14 protein-coding genes are annotated in these 17,260 nt (G+C 52.4%); 10 read left to right on the top strand and 4 right to left on the bottom strand.

Annotated features, from left to right (window positions below; genetic code table 11):
- Positions 1-6: 6 nt before the first annotated feature.
- Genes rutC through rutA form a run of 3 tightly spaced genes read right to left on the bottom strand, consistent with a single transcriptional unit; the run spans position 7 to position 2,230 of the window.
- Positions 7-390, bottom strand: coding sequence for a pyrimidine utilization protein C (rutC, locus tag Q8W32_RS14575; protein WP_303434699.1), 384 nt, complete (start codon positions 388-390; stop codon positions 7-9).
- Positions 387-1,142: a pyrimidine utilization protein B gene (rutB, locus tag Q8W32_RS14580; protein WP_305415471.1), complete on the bottom strand. Its 756-nt coding sequence runs from the start codon at positions 1,140-1,142 to the stop codon at positions 387-389. The genes rutC and rutB overlap by 4 nt, the downstream gene beginning before the upstream one ends.
- On the bottom strand, positions 1,139-2,230 hold the full coding sequence (gene rutA / locus Q8W32_RS14585; protein ID WP_303434701.1) for a pyrimidine utilization protein A: 1,092 nt from the start codon (positions 2,228-2,230) through the stop codon (positions 1,139-1,141). Before rutA ends, rutB begins: the two co-directional genes overlap by 4 nt.
- A 281-nt stretch (positions 2,231-2,511) precedes the next feature.
- On the opposite strand from rutA, the gene rutR reads away from it, so the two are divergent.
- The 10 genes from rutR (at position 2,512) to Q8W32_RS14635 (ending at position 14,582) form a co-directional block, all read left to right on the top strand.
- Positions 2,512-3,207: an HTH-type transcriptional regulator RutR gene (gene rutR, locus Q8W32_RS14590; RefSeq protein ID WP_303434702.1), complete on the top strand. Its 696-nt coding sequence runs from the start codon at positions 2,512-2,514 to the stop codon at positions 3,205-3,207.
- A 599-nt stretch (positions 3,208-3,806) separates the two neighbouring features.
- Positions 3,807-4,814 (top strand): isopenicillin N synthase family oxygenase, encoded by a 1,008-nt coding sequence (locus Q8W32_RS14595; protein WP_303434703.1) that lies wholly within the window; start codon positions 3,807-3,809, stop codon positions 4,812-4,814.
- Between the two features lies 1 nt (position 4,815).
- A complete protein-coding gene (locus tag Q8W32_RS14600) occupies positions 4,816-5,202 on the top strand; it encodes a VOC family protein (RefSeq protein ID WP_303434704.1) in 387 nt (128 codons plus the stop codon).
- A gap of 57 nt (positions 5,203-5,259) precedes the next feature.
- Positions 5,260-6,354: a BMP family ABC transporter substrate-binding protein gene (locus tag Q8W32_RS14605; protein ID WP_303434705.1), complete on the top strand. Its 1,095-nt coding sequence runs from the start codon at positions 5,260-5,262 to the stop codon at positions 6,352-6,354.
- Complete coding sequence (locus Q8W32_RS14610; RefSeq protein WP_303434706.1) at positions 6,351-7,871, top strand: ABC transporter ATP-binding protein; 1,521 nt, start codon at positions 6,351-6,353, stop codon at positions 7,869-7,871. Before Q8W32_RS14605 ends, Q8W32_RS14610 begins: the two co-directional genes overlap by 4 nt.
- Complete coding sequence (locus tag Q8W32_RS14615; protein WP_303434707.1) at positions 7,864-8,958, top strand: ABC transporter permease; 1,095 nt, start codon at positions 7,864-7,866, stop codon at positions 8,956-8,958. The genes Q8W32_RS14610 and Q8W32_RS14615 overlap by 8 nt, the downstream gene beginning before the upstream one ends.
- Positions 8,958-9,887 (top strand): ABC transporter permease, encoded by a 930-nt coding sequence (locus tag Q8W32_RS14620; RefSeq protein WP_303434708.1) that lies wholly within the window; start codon positions 8,958-8,960, stop codon positions 9,885-9,887. Before Q8W32_RS14615 ends, Q8W32_RS14620 begins: the two co-directional genes overlap by 1 nt.
- A gap of 51 nt (positions 9,888-9,938) precedes the next feature.
- Positions 9,939-10,706, top strand: coding sequence for an SDR family NAD(P)-dependent oxidoreductase (locus Q8W32_RS14625; RefSeq protein ID WP_303434709.1), 768 nt, complete (start codon positions 9,939-9,941; stop codon positions 10,704-10,706).
- Positions 10,707-11,661: 955 nt separating this feature from the next.
- Positions 11,662-12,594 (top strand): helix-turn-helix domain-containing protein, encoded by a 933-nt coding sequence (locus Q8W32_RS14630; protein WP_305415472.1) that lies wholly within the window; start codon positions 11,662-11,664, stop codon positions 12,592-12,594.
- 443 nt (positions 12,595-13,037) lie between these two features.
- Complete coding sequence (locus Q8W32_RS14635; RefSeq protein WP_305415473.1) at positions 13,038-14,582, top strand: esterase-like activity of phytase family protein; 1,545 nt, start codon at positions 13,038-13,040, stop codon at positions 14,580-14,582.
- Positions 14,583-14,799: 217 nt separating this feature from the next.
- On the opposite strand, the gene Q8W32_RS14640 is transcribed toward Q8W32_RS14635, so the two are convergent.
- Entirely contained in the window at positions 14,800-17,214 is a 2,415-nt protein-coding gene (locus tag Q8W32_RS14640; protein ID WP_305415474.1) for an adenosine deaminase, read from the bottom strand.
- Positions 17,215-17,260: the final 46 nt, after the last annotated feature.

Consider the following 17,260-nt stretch of genomic DNA (forward strand, 5'->3'; position numbering starts at 1 on the left):
CATCGGTTAGCCAACATGCGCGATGCTGGCGATTTCGATCAGGGCATCCGGTTTTACCAGACCACACTGGATGCAGTAACGCGCCGGTTTTTCACCCGGAAAGTACGATGCGTAGACTTCGTTAACCGCCGGGTAGTCACTCCAGTCACGGATCATGATCATATTGAAGGTGACGTCATCCATGGTGCCCCCCGCTTCTTCCACCACACCCTTGATGGTTTCCAGCACGTGACGGGTTTGCGCAGTGGCATCCCCGACGTGTACCACGTTGTTGTCTTTATCAAACGGCAAGGTGCCGGATACGTACAACACGCCATCGGCCATGGAGCCAGGAACGTACGGTGCTAACGGTTTGCCGGTACCGGCAGGAAGGACTGTTTGCTTGCTCATGCGGTTGCTCCTTGGGTTGGGGTAGAGGCGGCCAGGGTGGTGCAGAAGTCATCGACAGTGCTGACCCAGCCAAAAAAGGTTTCAATGTTGTACAGGGCGGCTTGCTGGACGTAGTCCGGCCCGGCCTGATGGGTGGCATCGGCCAGTACAACGCCAAAGTATTCGAGGAAAAAGCCGTCGCGCAGGGTTGATTCCACGCAGACATTGGTGGCGATCCCGGTAAACACCAGATTACGGATGCCGCGGCTGCGCAACATGCTGTCGAGAGCGGTATTAAAGAAGCCGCTGTAACGTGGTTTGGGGATCACCAGATCGCCGGGCAGAGGCTTGAGTTCATCCACCAGATCGTAATCCCAGGTGCCCTTGGCCAGCAACGTGCCCATCAGTTCCGGGTTCTTGCGGATCGCTTTCAGAGCGTTGGACTTGTGCCAGTTAGGCGAGCCAGGGCCGCCGGCTTCGGTGTATTCCGCATCCCAGCCGTTCTGGAAGAACACCACTTGCACACCCGCCGCACGAGCGGCCTTGATGGCTTTGGTGATGGATTCAATCACCGGCCCGGTGGTCGACACATCAAAACCGGCCAGGTCGAGATAACCGCCCTTGGTGGAATAGGCGTTCTGCATATCGACCACAATCAGCGCCGTTTCTTTGACATTGAATGCCAACGATTCCGGGCTGGCGGGCAGCACCATGCTGACATCACCTTGCTGGTCGGGGGTATAACCCACAACCGGATTATCAATACTGCTCATGACGCATTCTCCAACATATCCACAACGTGTTTGCGGCTTTTCATTAATGGCTGAATCTTCTGGCCAAAATCTTCGATGCCCTGAACAAAATCATCAAACGTCAGCATCACACCACTGGTGGCGGGGATTTCAGCAATTTCATCGAGCATGCCGGCGACGGTTGCAAACGAACCCACCAGCGTGCCCATATTGATATTGACCGCAGACGTCGGGTCGGCCATCTGGCGAATATTGGTATCGCCTTTGGATTTGGTATCGGCGGCCCCTTGCTGACCAAGCCAGGCAACGGCTTCTTCGTCGACACCGTCTTTATAGGATTCCCAACGGGCGCGGGCTTCGTCGTCGGTATCCGCAGCAATCACCATAAACAGCGCTACGGAGGTCACATCCCGGCCACTGTCGGCGGTGGCTTTTTCCAGTCGCTCAACCGTTGGAGCAAAGGCTTTTGGCGTGTTGACCCCTTTACCAAAACAGAAGTTGTAGTCGGCGTATTTGGCGGTAAAGGCCATTCCCGCTTCACTCTGGCCAGCGCAGATAATTTTCATGTCGGCCTGGGGTTTGGGGCTGACGCGGCAGTCGTCCATCTGGAAGTACTCGCCTTTCATATCGCACGTGCCGGTTGTCCACAGGTCGCGCAATACCGTGGCGTATTCACTGAGGTAGTCGTAACGATTGGCGAAGAACTCATCACCAGGCCACAACCCCATTTGCGAGTACTCCGGCTTCTGCCAGCCAGTAACCAGGTTAACGCCAAAGCGGCCGTGGGAAATGGAATCAATCGTTGATGCCATACGTGCCACAATGGCTGGCGGAATGGTCAGGGTTGCGGCGGTAGCAAACAGCTGGATCTTGTCGGTGACGGCAGCCAGACCGGCCATCAGCGTGAACGATTCCATGTTGTGTTCCCAGAATTCGGTCTCGCCACCGAAGCCGCGCAACTTGATCATCGACAGAGCAAATTCAAAGCCATAATGCTCGGCGCGCTGGACGATGGTCTTATTCAGGTCAAACGTTGGCATGTACTGCGGAGCGTTCTTGGAGATCAGCCAACCGTTGTTGCCGATAGGTATGAAGATGCCTACATTCATTGCTCTGCCCTCAGGGTTTGGTAATAGATTTGCCTTGGCGCCTGTTATGTTGCTTTGCGGCTTGGCTGTAATAAGACCAAAGCATCAAGTGTGCCATTTTGATATTGTTGATATATATCAATTACTTAGTTATTTTTTGTGTTTTAGTTCAGACCAAATAGTCTGATTTAGAGCACTTGGTTTGTGCGCTCCGGTCCGAATTGGGGCACAAATCAAGCGCTTGAGCTGCAGGCAGCACAATGGGGTAGAATGCGGCAACCAAGGAACAAACGGTAAGCAGAGTGAACAAGCAGATACAGCGGACGGCAACGCCCGCAAAGAAGCCGAAAGCCCGTAGCCGGGTCCCGAGTGAAGCAACCTTGAGCAGGCGCAAACGCCTGATGGAAACCAAACGAGCCGCTATTATGGACGCTGCCCTGGATGTGTTTTCACGCTATGGCCTGCACGGTACCAGCCTCGATAAAGTGGCCAGCCAGGCCGATGTATCCAAAACCAACCTACTGTATTACTTCGCCTCCAAAGAAGACCTGTACCTGAATGTATTACGTCAGTTGATGGATATCTGGTTGCGGCCCTTGCAGGAGTTCCACATCGAACAGGACCCGGTAGAAGCCATTGGCGCCTATCTTCAGGTCAAGCTGGAGCTGTCACGGGATCATCCGGCAGAGTCCCGCCTGTTTTGTCTGGAAATGATTCAAGGTGCCCCTCTATTGCTGAATGAGCTGAGTTCTTCCCTGAGGGACACCGTCGAATCCCGGGTCGCGGTGATTAATGCCTGGATAGAAGCGGGCAAACTGGCCCCGATAGAACCGCATCATCTGATTTTTTCCCTGTGGGCAACCACACAGCATTACGCCGACTTCCGCGTACAGGTAGAAGCCGTGGCGGGTCACACCCTGGATGATCCCGACTTTTTTGCGGAAACCCTCGCCAATCTCAAAATGCTGGTGCTGCAAGGGATCTGTCCACGCCCCTGAGACCAGACAAGATCCCGCTGTCTCCTTTTATCCTTGCCCTGTCCAATCACGGTGCAGAGTCTGACCCAAAACCCGTATGGGTCAGACAGCATGCTGTCACTGCGCTCCTGCCTTGGCTGTTTTTCCTTGTTGCCTAATAGATAACTTTTTATAAATCAATGATATGGATCAAAGTGGCAACTGTGTCTTGCTGGTTATTTTCATGGCCGTTTGTGCTGCCAATTCCAAGGCATCCATGCCCATAATACCGGTGTCACAATGCCTTTCTATTATTCCCACTGGCTGTTTTTTACCCATTAACCTTTATTTTTAAAGGGTTATTTATCCCGATCTTCTGAACTCCTGCCAAAGTCACGATTATCTCGCCCTGTTTTCGGGCCTCCCGCACAAACCGAGTGCTCTAATTCAGACCATTTGATAAAAACTAAGTATCAAAAAAGACATAAATCATTGTTATCTAACATAAATTTCTTATTGGCATAGTTGCTGCTTTTGTTTCTTTGTTCGGAAACGGTGGGCGATTGGTATCGCCTGCGGATTCTTCAGATCAGGTAACTGATCAAATCAGTACCTGAATTTCAGTCGGAGGATGCAATCGTATGACGCTTCAATATGTTCCTATCATCGATCTTGGCCCTTATTTTGATGGCACGGCCGAAGGCAAGGCCAGCGTGGCCAAGGCCGTGAATCAGGCTTGCCGGGATATTGGTTTCCTGGTCATTACCCAACACCAGATCCCTGCAGAGCTGATCGAGCGGGTCAGCAAACTGACCAGCCGCTTCTTCGACCTGCCCATGGAAGAAAAACGCAAAGCCAACCGTCCCCGTCCCGACATGGTGCGCGGCTACAGCGCGGTAGCAGAAGAGAGCCTGTCGTACTCCATGGAAGAAGCCGCTCCGGGCGACCTGAAAGAATCCTTCTCCATCGGGCCATTGAATGTGCCGGATGAACCTTATTACTCCGAAGCCATGGCCGGGCCGCATTTTGCCCCCAATGTCTGGCCGACAACGCTGCCTGGATTTGAGGAAGCGTACGCGGAATATTTTGCTGCCATGGGCGACCTGGCCCGCAGCGTGATGCGTATTTTTGCCCTGTCGCTGGAAATGCCAGAGACCTTTTTCGACGACAAGATCGACAAGCACATCAGTATGTTCCGCAGCCTGCGTTATCCGCATCTGAAAGAAGGCATCGAAGAAGGTCAGTTACGGGCCGGTGCTCACTCCGATTATGGCAGCCTCACCATCGTCAAACCCGACAGCGCCCAGGGTGGTCTGCAAGTTTGCAACCGCGAAGGCGAATGGGTCGATGTGCCTTATGTGGAAGACGGTTTTGTCGTCAACATTGGCGACCTGATGATGCAGTGGACCAACGACCAATGGATCTCAACCCTGCACCGGGTGGTGAATCCTCCGGAAGACGTCGACGGCGACCAGCAACGCCAGTCACTGGTGTTCTTCCACCAGCCGAACTACGACGTCATGGTGGAATGCTTGCCCAGCTGTGTGCCAGAAGGCGAAGAACCTCGCTACGCCCCGGTTAGCTCCGGCGACCATCTGCAATCCAAATTCGTCCGCCAAACCACCTTTGGCGGCAACAAGGTAGCCTGATATGAGCACACTTTCTTACGTCAACGTATTCGCCAAAGACATCGTCGCCCTGAGTGGCTTTTATCAGCGCGTCTTCGACTTCCCGGAAGTGGAAGCCATCCGCTCGCCGATATTTCGCGGCATCGATGCCGGCAGCTGCTGCATCGGCTTCAATGCGCTGGATGCTTACGAACTGCTGCACCTGAGCGAGTACGCCGACACCTCCGGCTGCAAGTTTTTACTGAACATCGACGTCGACAGTCCCGAAGAGGTCGACCGTATGGTACCGATCGCCTGTGCTGCAGGCGCGACCATGATCAAGGCTCCCTATACCACGTACTACAACTGGTATCAGGCCGTTTTGCTTGACCCGGAAGGCAATGTCTTCCGTATCAACCACATGCTTTAAGCAGGGCTCTACCTACCGCACGACCTCCAACGACTCACCGCAAGAAGGATTGTGACAATGAAGAAACTGCTCACGGGCACATTATGTGCCCTGGCCGCATGCGCCATGACGACCTCCGTGTCAGCGGAAGATGCTGGTTTTACCCTGAAAGGCCCGGCGAAAATCGCCATGCTGTATATCAGCCCGCGTAACGATGGCGGCTGGACTCAGGCCTTCGACGAAGCACGCCAGCGTCTGGAAGACGATATCGACCAGAAAATCCAGTACGTGGAAAGCGTCCCGGAAACAGCCTCCGCGATCAAACCCACCGTTGAGCGTCTGATCCAGCGCGGCTCCAACATCATTATCGGTACCGCCTTTGGTTACTCCGATACCTTCAAGGAACTGGCCGACAAGTACCCGGATGTCGCATTCCTGAACGGTTCCGGTACCACCAATTCAGACAACCTTGAATCCTTCTACGGCCGTACCTACGAAAGCCAGTACCTGTGTGGCATGGCAGCCGGTGCCGCTTCACCGACCGGCAAGCTCGGATTTGTTGCCGCCAACCCGTTTGGCCAGGTTAACTGGACCGTTAACGCCTTCGCCATGGGTGCCCAGCAAATCAACCCGGACGCCACCGTCACCGTTATCTACACCGGAGCCTGGAACGACCCGGTCAAGGAACGCGCAGCGGCAACAGCGCTGATTGACCAGGGTGCCGATGTAATTGGCCAGCACGTGGACAGCCCGACCCCACAGATCGTCGCACAAGAACGTGGCGTCTATGGCACCGGTCACCACCGTGATATGAGCGAGTTTGCCCCGAAAGCGACCGTGTGTTCTTCGGTTTGGGTCTGGGATCGTTTCCTTGCCCCTGAACTGAAAAAAATCATGGCCGGTGGCTGGCAGCCAGCCGAACATGGCGCGCTGCTGTCGATGGAAGAAGGCGGTACCGACGTCTCCTGCTGTGGCAGCGACATTATCAGCAAAGAAGATGAAGCCAAAATCATGGCCGCTCGTGACGAACTGCTGAAAGGTGACAAGCTGATCTACGCCGGGCCAATCTCGGATCGTGATGGCAACATCAAGGCAGCCAAAGGCGAAAGTCTGTCTGATGGGGAACTGTGGTCCATGGACTGGTTCGTCAAGGGCGTGGTTACCCAGCAATGAGCAACAAGAACGCGATCCAACTCGATGCCGTCAGCAAATCCTTTGACGGCTTCAAGGCTCTTTCCGAGGCTTCCTTTACAGCTCGATGGGGCGAGGTCCATGCCTTGCTGGGCGAGAATGGCGCTGGCAAGTCATCACTGATGAACATTGCTGCCGGACTGTACGCACCAGAAACCGGATCGCTGTTCATTGATGACAACCTGGTGCGCCTCAAGGGGCCACTGGATGCATCCACCCAGGGTATCGGCATGGTGCATCAGCATTTCAAGCTGGTTAAACCCTTCAGCGTGGCGGAAAACATTCTGTTGGGCCTGCGTAATGACCAGGCCCTCAGTTTCCGCCAACGTCTGCAGCAAACCGCCGAGGAGATCAAGACCACGGCGGCCAGGCTGGGGTTTACCATTGACCCGTTTGCACGGGTCGATCAGCTGTCGGTCGCCGAGCAGCAGCGCGTTGAGATTCTCAAAGTGCTGCTGGCCGGTGCCCGCATCCTGATTCTGGATGAACCAACCGCCGTACTCACCGATGCGGAAGCAGAAAACCTGCTGACCACGGTACAGAATTTTGCTCACCAGGAAGGCGCTGCGGTCATTCTGGTGACGCACAAGATGAACGACGTTATGCGCTACGCCGACGAAGTGACGGTCATGCGTACCGGTCGCACCGTCGCCAGCCTCAAGCCGCAATCGGTAACGGTTGGCGAGTTGGTCAAGCTGACCGTTGGTGACGCCCCGACCCCACCCCAGGTTCCCGCCAGCCGGGCAGCCGGTGAGGTCAAGCTGGAAGTCAGCGAGCTGTGCTCAACCAATCCCAATGCGCCGATACTGCGCGGCGTTAACCTGAGCCTGCACGCCGGAGAAATCTACGGCATTGCCGGGGTGGGCGGTAACGGTCAAAGCGAACTGGCCGGAGCCTTGATGGGCCTGCCAGAACCGGTCAGCGGCTCGATGCAGCTGGTTGGTGAAGGCGATTTGCGCGACCTCAGCGCCAGCCGACGGCGCGAACTGGGTATTGCCTGTATTCCCGCTGACCGTTATTCCGCCGCCCTGGCTGCACCGCTGTCGATCAGTGACAACTTCGCCATGGGCGAGATTCACAGCGGCCGGTACGGGCCGTTCTGGTTTCTGCGCCGCCGCCGGATCGAAGCCGATACCGCCGCCGCCGTCAGCGAATTTGATGTCCAGGGGGTGCGCTCACTGCAACAGAAAGCCGCGCTGCTGTCGGGTGGCAACGCCCAGAAGCTGGTGATCGCTCGCGAGTTCAGCCGCCAGCCACAACTGGTGATTGTTCACAGCCCCAGCCGGGGGCTGGATGTGCGCGCCACTCTGGCCGTACACCAGCGCTTGCGCAGCGCCCGGGATGCCGGAGCAGCCGTGTTGCTGATCAGCGAAGACCTGGATGAAGTAATGGCGCTGGCAGATCGCATTGGCGTGATGTCAGCAGGACGTATTATCGGCGAGTTTGCCCAACCGGCAGACCGTCAGGCAATTGGGCAAGCCATGGTGAACCATGTTTGATGCAACGAATTTTCAACCCTTGCTGGCACGGCGTTATACGCTGGAAGTACGTCAGCAGATGGCCTGGTACTGGCAGGCGCTAGTGATTGCCCTGGCCTTGCTGGTCGGCCTGCTGATTTCAGCAGCGATTCTGGTGGTGGCCGGAGTGCCTGCGGGCGAACTGCTCAATGAGTTTGTTATTCTGACGCTGTTTGATGCACAAAGCCTGCGGGCCGTGCTGTTTCAGGCCGCGCCGCTGATTATGGTCGGCCTGGCTGGCTGCGTTGCGTTCCGGGCGCGGTTCTGGAACCTCGGCCTGGAAGGGCAGATGATCTGGGGAGCTATCGGCGCGACTGCGATTTCGCTGTTCGAGATCGGGCCACCGTCGATGCGCTTGCCCTTGATGCTGCTCAGTGCCGTGGTCTGTGGCCTGATCTGGGCGCTGGCGCCGGTATTACTGAAGCTGCACCTCAAGGTGAACGAAATCATTTCGACCCTGATGCTCAACTACATCGCGCTGAATTTCTTGCTGCATCTGGTATACGGCGACTGGAAAGACCCCCGTGACAATTTCCCCTACTCCCCTCAGTACCGGGTATTCGAACGCCTGCCCGATGTCTTTGATGGACTCAGCCTGGCGATTGTGCTGGCCACCCTGGTTGCCTTTCTGGTGCTCTGGTTTACCAACGTCTCCCGGGCTGGGCTGTACCTGCGTTTTGTCGACAACAGTCCTGGTGTGGCCCGTGCCGTGGGGGTGCCGGTTAATCGGGTAATCCTTGGTACCGTACTGTTGTCCGGAGCGCTGGCCGGGCTGGCCGGTTTTATGATTACTGCCGGACAGGAAGGCCGCCTGACCCATTCGTTCTACGTCGGCTATGGCTTCTCGGGAATCCTGATTGCCTTTCTGGCCCGTAACCAACCGATCGCCGCCACCGTAGTGGCGCTGTTGGTCGCGACACTGTTTGTCGCAGGTCGCAGTTTGCAGGTGTTCTACCAGATTCCTTTCTCCATGGTGCAGCTGATCCAGGCCATTCTGGTGATTTGTGTTGCCTCTTCCGAGTTCTTTATTCGTCACCGTATTCGCCGTATTCAAGGAGGGCAGAGCTGATGAGCCTGATCGCAAGCTGGATCGGTAATATCCCCGACTTTGCCGTGCCTTTTGCATTGGCAGCCTTGGGGCTGATCATTATTGAACGCTCCGGGGTTCTGGCCCTGGGGGCTGAAGGTTTGATGCTGGTCGGTGCCATGTCCGGTATCGGTGCTTCCCTGATGACTGACGGCTCCACCGTTGCCGCCTTGATCATGGCGATGATCTCCGCCGCCGTGGTATCGCAGCTATTCGCCCTGATGGTGCTGATCATGCGTATTAACCAGGTGATTGCCGGGCTGGCGCTGGTGTTCTTCTGCCAGGGTCTGACCGGGCTGTGTGGCACCTTGATGAACTGGACCAGCCGACCTGTGTCCGGCCTCTCAGATCTGTCGTTATGGCCGCTGTCGGAACTGCCTGTTATCGGCAAACTGTTTATTCAAGACCCGGTGGTCTATCTGACGCCTATTATCTTCCTGTTGGTGGTGCTGGTACTGAACCGCACCGTACTCGGTTTACGCTTGCGTGCCGTGGGTGAAAACCCCCAGGCCGCCGACGCCGCCGGGATTCCGGTATTGGCTTACCGCTGTGCTGCAATTGCCGCCGGATCAGCCCTGATTGGTCTGGCCGGTGCCTATATTTCGGTATTAAGCACCAAGATGTGGCTGGCGGATATGGTCGGTGGACGCGGCTGGATTGCCGTCGCACTGGTGATTTTTGCCCGTTGGTCTCCCTGGAAAGCCCTCGCCGGTGCGGTGCTGTTTGGCTGTATCGAAGCGCTGATTCCACAGATGGCCGCCTCCGGCATTCGCCTGCCACAGTATTTTGTCTTTATGACGCCCTATGCTGTCACCCTTGGCGTAATGATCTGGGTGGCCGTTGCCAGCCGTGATAACAGCAGCCAGCCCGGTGCGCTGGGCGAACCCTTTATTCGTGAAGAGCGCCGCTGAAGCGGCGTGCTCACCCTATTACAGACACACTACAGACAACAGGATATTTGCATGAAAGGTGTAGCTTTGATTACTGGAGCCACTTCCGGTTTCGGTGCCGCCAGTGCCCGCCATTTGGCCGCACAAGGTTGGCCACTGATTATTTGTGGTCGTCGTCAGGAACGCCTCGACGCCCTCGCCGACGAACTGTCTTCGACTACGCCCGTATTGGCTTTGAAAATGGACGTACGGGATGCCGACGCCGTCAAGCACGCTATTGATGAACTACCCGACGCTTTTGCCGGTATTCAATTACTGGTCAACAACGCCGGTCTGGCCTTGGCCCCCGGCCCGGCGCAGCAATCCGACCTGGCCGACTGGCACACCATGATCGACACCAATATCACCGGCCTGGTCAACGTCACCCACGCGGTACTGCCACGACTGATCGAATGGGGTGTTGGAGCCAGTGTTATCAATATCGGCTCCACCGCAGCGGGCAATCCTTATCCGGGCAGCCACGTCTACGGTGCCAGCAAGGCCTTTGTGCAACAGTTTTCTTTTAACCTGCGCTGCGACCTGCAAGGCACCGGAGTACGCGTTACCGACCTGTCACCCGGTATCGCCGAAACCGAATTCAGCCTGGTACGTAACGCCGGAGATGCCGATGCCGCCGATGCCGTATATCAAGACACCGTGCCATTAACCGCCAATGATGTTGCCGAACAGGTCGCCTATATCGCCGCCCTGCCGGTACATATGAACATCAACCGCATGGAAATCGTCCCCGTCCGCCAGGCCTGGGGGCCTTACGCCATTCACCGCGACCCCGCCGAATAGATATTTGCGAACAGGAACTTGCGGCCCCGGTGATCATCCCTGCGGTGATCGCCATACGGGGCGCAAACCGATAGATTCCGCAAATCACCTGCCTCCCTGAAGGGCACTGCACTAACTGCATTGCCCTTTTTTGGTGTGTCATCCGCGGCCAATAACACATGCAATATCGCTCAGAAAGCGATCCTGCCGTTATTATGGGCACCGTGGCAAAAAATAAAGCATTGGCCTGTTTCATGCTTGTAATATTGGCAAGGGTAATGCGATAACCCGTCGCCAGAACACCCGAACAAGTCCAGCAAGGCAATCAATCGCCCGAGCGCTGGCAACAAACAGGTTTTAGAGCTGGTTGAAACGGATTTCGGCCCCCTATTCAACACAACTGCGTCACGATGTCAGGCGATTGGCATGAACATCACGCGGTTGTGGCAAGCCACTGGAACTGCATTGGTTCCAGCTTCAGGTCATCGCGCCATACGCTCCGCGGACCGCGATCGGTCATCTGCCTTTCTCTCGCCACGAATATTCCCGCCCAGGCCACTTTGGCCATGGGCTGCACTCACTACCGACGCACAATATAAACAATAAAAACCAGGGTATTCGATATAAAACCGGATTGGGCAGCGCCATAACCGGGCCTGATATATCTGAGACTAAAGACTGGCAAAACCTGTCGAATATAAGGAAAAAAAACACCCACCACATCAGCCAAAAGAATGGTTACGCAATATTCTCCGGCTGCTTCACAGCCTTTCCATAAAGTCCAAAATCCGTCCGATTTTACGGGCAAGATGACTTATCCATTACTCTGAAAACACCCATTCATCACCCGACCCCAATGCTTATGGACTGTCATGATTCCGCTCTCACCCCGGCACTCATTACATCAACAGAGCCCTTCGCTGCGACTCGCCACGGCTTGAACACAGCCGCTGATATACACTTCCAGAATCTTGCAGTGCAAGATGCGTCGGAGCAGGCGCTGGTACAAGACTGGCTACCGATTTCAATTGATCAGGTCAGCAGCGGTCGCTATGCCGGGCGCTATCAGGAACTCAATCTGCCGGGCATCAAGATGGTGATCGAGCGCCAGAACTGCACCGTGCACAAACGTTTCACCATGGATAAGAAATATTGCACTCTTTCCTATGTCCGCGGCACCCTCGATACCGCCCGGGTCTCTGAATATCAGGCCAACCATAAGGCGCTGTTTCTGATCCCTGCCGGAACCGAGGCGGATGTGCATGTCGGTGGTGAAGCCGAAACGGTGTATTTTCGCTTCGATCAGGAGCATTTTCAGCAACAGATGATGATTATTGACCCTGAGCGCCGGGAAAGCCCCGACACCCCTGAGCTGACGTGCCTTGAAACCCCGGGACAGGCTCAGCTGGATCAGCATATCAACCAGTTGCTGCACCACATAAGCCTCGGTCAGCCGTGCCTGACCCCTGCGGGTATAGAACGCTACCTCACCGACAACCTGATGATGATGTTGCAGTCGTCACGGCCGCAGCCGGATATCATGCACTCCAGCATCAGTAGCCGCCGTCGGGCTGTCCGGCTGGTGCATCATGTTTGTACTTATCTGGAAGCGGTACCCAATGCCGACGCCAGCCCAGGTATTGTCGATCTGTGTCGCGAAACCAGTGTCAGTGAACGTACCCTGCAATACAGCTTCAAGACTCAGCTGGGAATGTCTCCCAATACCTACCTGCGCCTGTTTCGTCTTAACCGGGTACGCGCACTCTTGCTTCACCCTCCGTATCACACCATCACCGTCACGGAAGCAGCCATGCGCTGGCATTTTTTGCACCTTGGCCGCTTTGCCCGTGACTACACCGCCCTGTTTGGTGAATCACCTTCCAGCACCCTGCGCCGGGCCATTGCCTGACTCTGCTCTGGCTGTAACCACTCCGGCCACCGATGGCAGCAGACCCAATCCAGACCCAATCCAGACCGGACCCCAAACCCAAAAGCGAGATGCCTGCTGTCAAACGCAGACATGCCAGCAGATATCTCGCAGATAACGCCGAAAATATTCACAACCGGACAGAACCCTGACCAGCACAAATAAAAGACAAAATGGCTACCATATTCCTTAATACCGCTTCAAATATCTCAGACCAATAAAGCCAATATGACAAATCTGACCATTTGTTTGCATTTATGGCGATTTATAAAAAACAAACTGCACAGAAAATTCAACTTCAGAGCTATATTAAATCTTGATGTCAAATAGATATATTTATAATTATATTTGTAATAAATATGTCGTTTATTTGTAAGAACCCGTCACTACCATGCGTCGATTTCTCACACCCTAGGAATCAGAACATGTTCAAGAAAAGGATAATTTCATTAACTGTATTCGGTTTGCTGACTGCATGTGCCGGAGATGACGGCGACAATGGAAACGAAGGTTTCAACAGTCTGGTAAACCATGAGCTGGTTGCATTTGGCGATAATGAATGTGTATTTGGCGGTGTAAAAATCGAATCCGGTTTGGATGCCGATGCCGATGGCACCCTGTCAGAGAGCGAAGTGGCTCAGACAACGTATGATTGCGACGCAAATACCGTTGGTGTCAATGGCTCGACATTACCCTACACCGTATTACGTAGCGACATTGAAGACGGTGCAAAACCGGGCGCTCTGTTCGAGATTCGTAATGGCGGCTACGGCTCCGACATGGTTAAGCACCCAACCAATGCCAGCCAGTTTTATGCCCTGACCGACCGTGGACCAAACGCTGTTTACACTGGCGACCAGGGTACCGGTAAAATATTCCCGGTAGAAGATTACACTCCACGCATCGGCTTATTTGAAATTCAGGACAATGGCGATGTAAAACTGATCCAGGAAACTCTATTAAAACGTCCAGACGGCACCTTAATCACCGGCTTGCCCAATAACTCCGCGCTAGGCGGTACCGGTGAAACACCTTACGCCGTATTGGACGATGGCACTGTCGAAGTACTTCGTGAAGATATGAGCCAGCCTTACGATGAAACAACCAATCCTATCCTGCTGGATGATTATGGACTGGATGGCGAAGGCATGGTCGCGCTTTCTGATGGTACCTTCTGGGTAAGCGACGAATATGGCCCACACATGGTTCACTTCGACGCTGACGGTAATGAAATCGATCGTATTAATGCCTTTGCCGATGATGACCGCGTATCGATCAATCTGCCTGCAGAATTTTCCAATCGCCGAGCCAATCGCGGCATGGAAGGTTTAGCCGTAACACCAGATGAAAAAACACTGGTCGGCATCATGCAATCCACCATGTATAACCCAAGCAGCGCAGTAAAAGACCTGGATATCGTGCGTATTGTTACAGTCAATACAGAAACAGGCAGCGTGGCGCAGTACCTCTACCGCCAGGAGAAAACACAAAACTCCCAGTCGGGTATTGTTGCTCTCAGCGCCACTGAATTTGTTGTGATCGAACGTGATGGTGCTTTCTTCGCCTCCGATGCCAGCGCCATGAAATACCTGTATAAAATTGATATCAGTAACGCTACCGACCTGGAAAGCATTACCGATTCAGGATCATGGGTTCAGGATGCCGAGCTTGGGTTAACCAAAGACGGACAAACTCTGGAAGAAGTTGTACTGAATGAAGGCTGGACAGGTTTAAATACCATTACACCGGTTACCAAAACCTTCCTGGTTGATTTGGTGGCAGAAGTTCAATACCCACACGACAAGCTTGAAGGCATGTGGCTGATTAACGATTCAACCATTGCTGTTATCAATGATGATGACTTTGCAACCTGGTCAACCAGCGGCGTGCTGGAACAAAAATATCTGGACGCAGGGCAAACCGAGATTGATGCCAACACCGTCTATATTATTGAAGACTTGGATCTTTAATATAATCGGTTGAGTGTTTTAAAAAACCCATATTTGCGCTGCAGATATGGGTTTTTTATTCATACAGAAAGTTTTATATAGGAATTTTTCCGAAAATATAAATACAATCAGCAAATAGCTTATTGACAAGAATATTGGATTTAATATCGAATTCTATATTTGATAACATATACACCATTACTTGACACTGTGCTAACACCCAAATAATGAAGTCATCCTAATTCAAATGAAATCGGTAAATCCGGCCGTTTTCATTTACTTCCGCTACTTTCCTTAATGCTTCTGTAGCGGATAAACCAAATTTTCCCGTCAATACAACAAACAGATGATAAAATTCGGATTTCAAATCAGCAGCAAACACTCCAGGATCATCTGACCCTAGACAAATAGACATGGATATATCCCCGTCAATCGCCTCTCCAGGCAACCCCATCCATCGAAATATATGGTGCTCACTTACGTCACGGTATTGGCTTATTCTAGTATTACTGGTCGGTGGGCATTCAATGGCAATATTCTTTTGGGCAAGTTTTGCCATGACTGCCTGTTGCAATACAATTAAAGCATTATCAGGTAGAGCTGTCATATCAACATCAATATATTCTTGCCGCTGTTCACGAATTTCTGTAGACCTAAGCCATTCCTTATACAACCTTAATGGCCGTTTCATATAAGTTAAGCGCAAACATTCATGCACACGTTCATGTTCTTCTGTCCACAAGGACGCAGGCTGCAAAGGTCCATCAATCTCACCAAGTAACCCTTCAGCTTCAGGTAGTAAATCACGCAAATTAAAGAGCTGATCCAGTGTAGTGATTGATATTTCTTCTTCCAACCCAAAAACTTCCTGAGCCAGTTGCACTGCCTGCATTGCAGCATCATGAGCATAACGTAATAATTCAGGATGATTTTTCAATTCCCTCCAGATAAATACCAAATCCAGCAAGCGAGTTTCTTTCGTGATTGCCAACTTGGGTGGTAGCGACCGCTTCCAGATAGCGGGAGTGATGCCGATTGCCGTGCAATGCCCCAGCCGATCACCATTTCTAAGTGGCAAAAATCGAATGGCGTCATCAATTGAACGAACCCCACTGATAAGATGAGGAAAGTCTTCACCGACGTGATACGTAATATGACTGATTCCAGCTCGCGACAATACACGGAACAAAGGTGCAAAGACTTCTGGTGGTGCGTGCATTTCATTCGCGGCAGCATCAATACCTCGTACCCAGCGAGTCAAGCGAGGGTCATGTTGTAGCAGCTCCATCAAAATAGCTGCCTTGGTTTTTAAATCTTTAAATAGTATCGCGTATGGGTAAACCTCATTATTTTTCTGTTGTTGTTTGATAAAATGAGGGACTAAAGCCAACTGAGCAACTCGGTTATCAACACCTATATTTTCCAGATTATCCAAAACCTGATAGAGACTAAGAGGGTTAGTGTGAGGCCAGTCATTATTATTATACAAACACAAATACTCCCAATATCCACGGAGAATACTAAACAACAGTTTCTGCATTTTCACTGATGTATCTTTTGGTGCAAAACGCCCCTCCAGATAAAAGGTTTGAGAGTGTTCACCACTACCATGAGCATTTTTAAAACGCGACAAATATGTCTTTTCTGTTTCCTCCCGCAATTCAGTAGTCGTGTATTTCTGAAACTGGTCAAACCCAAAGAAGTCATCACGCTGTACTAATAACGTCAAATACTGATTTTGAATCAGTAAATAGATCCACAACAATCGTTCCAATTCTTTCGGAGCACCATATTTCCAGCGTTCGAACAATTTAACCAACAGGCAGTATTCAGATATCTGGCTATATTTATTATCAGATGGCCATGAAGTTGTAAAAAAGTATTCCTCCATTGTTCCATTTTCTTGTTTGTGCCATAAGCTGTTTTCTTTTAACTGGTCAGGGTGCTCCAAAGCCGATAACCAATCTGGTAGTATCATCCCTTGTGCAACTCGGCATAATATCTCCCGAATATTGTCTGCTATTTTCAAACGCATACTCAATGTCTTAGGAGTCAGCGAGAAATCTACCTGGCGACAAAGTTGACGCAACATCGAGAATTTATGAAATGCTTTTTCAAACTCCTTAACAGAGAGATCCGGAGACGCCAAAGTATCCAGCCAGCATTCCTCAGCACTAGTACTGCCATTCAGATGCTGATGAGATTCATGCAACTGCTCACAGCGGATATAATCTTCCACTCCTGGGTGATACGGATACAGAGGCCAATGGAAATTGTATTGCTGATTGGCAGCCCCAGGATTAAAAACCTGATGACAAGCCATGACTGGCAAGCAAGAAATCCGGCTCATCAATGTCTGCCAAGTTGAATACAAACCTAAATCTGCCTTAGGCCCATCTTTTTCGTTTTTCACGAATATTTTGGCGATATTGCGTAGCGCCGCTATAGGTCCTAGTGATAGATGTTGCCTTTTCAGGCTCTGCTGTAAGGACAACCACTCTGCCTTAGCAATATGATCAGGAAAATTTCTATCCAGTTCATACTGAGTCAGAAATATCGAAGTCTCTACCTGCTCATCAGTAATCTTTTCAGAAAAACAGGTTTTCAATAATTCGTGTAGCAAGTGGGTAGAACTGATTATATATCTTTCCATGCCTGCCCACTTATAAATACATTTAAAAAGCCACGACAAATAAATA

This window comes from Oceanobacter sp. 3_MG-2023 (assembly GCF_030688925.1).
Lineage (GTDB): Bacteria > Pseudomonadota > Gammaproteobacteria > Pseudomonadales > Oceanobacteraceae > Oceanobacter.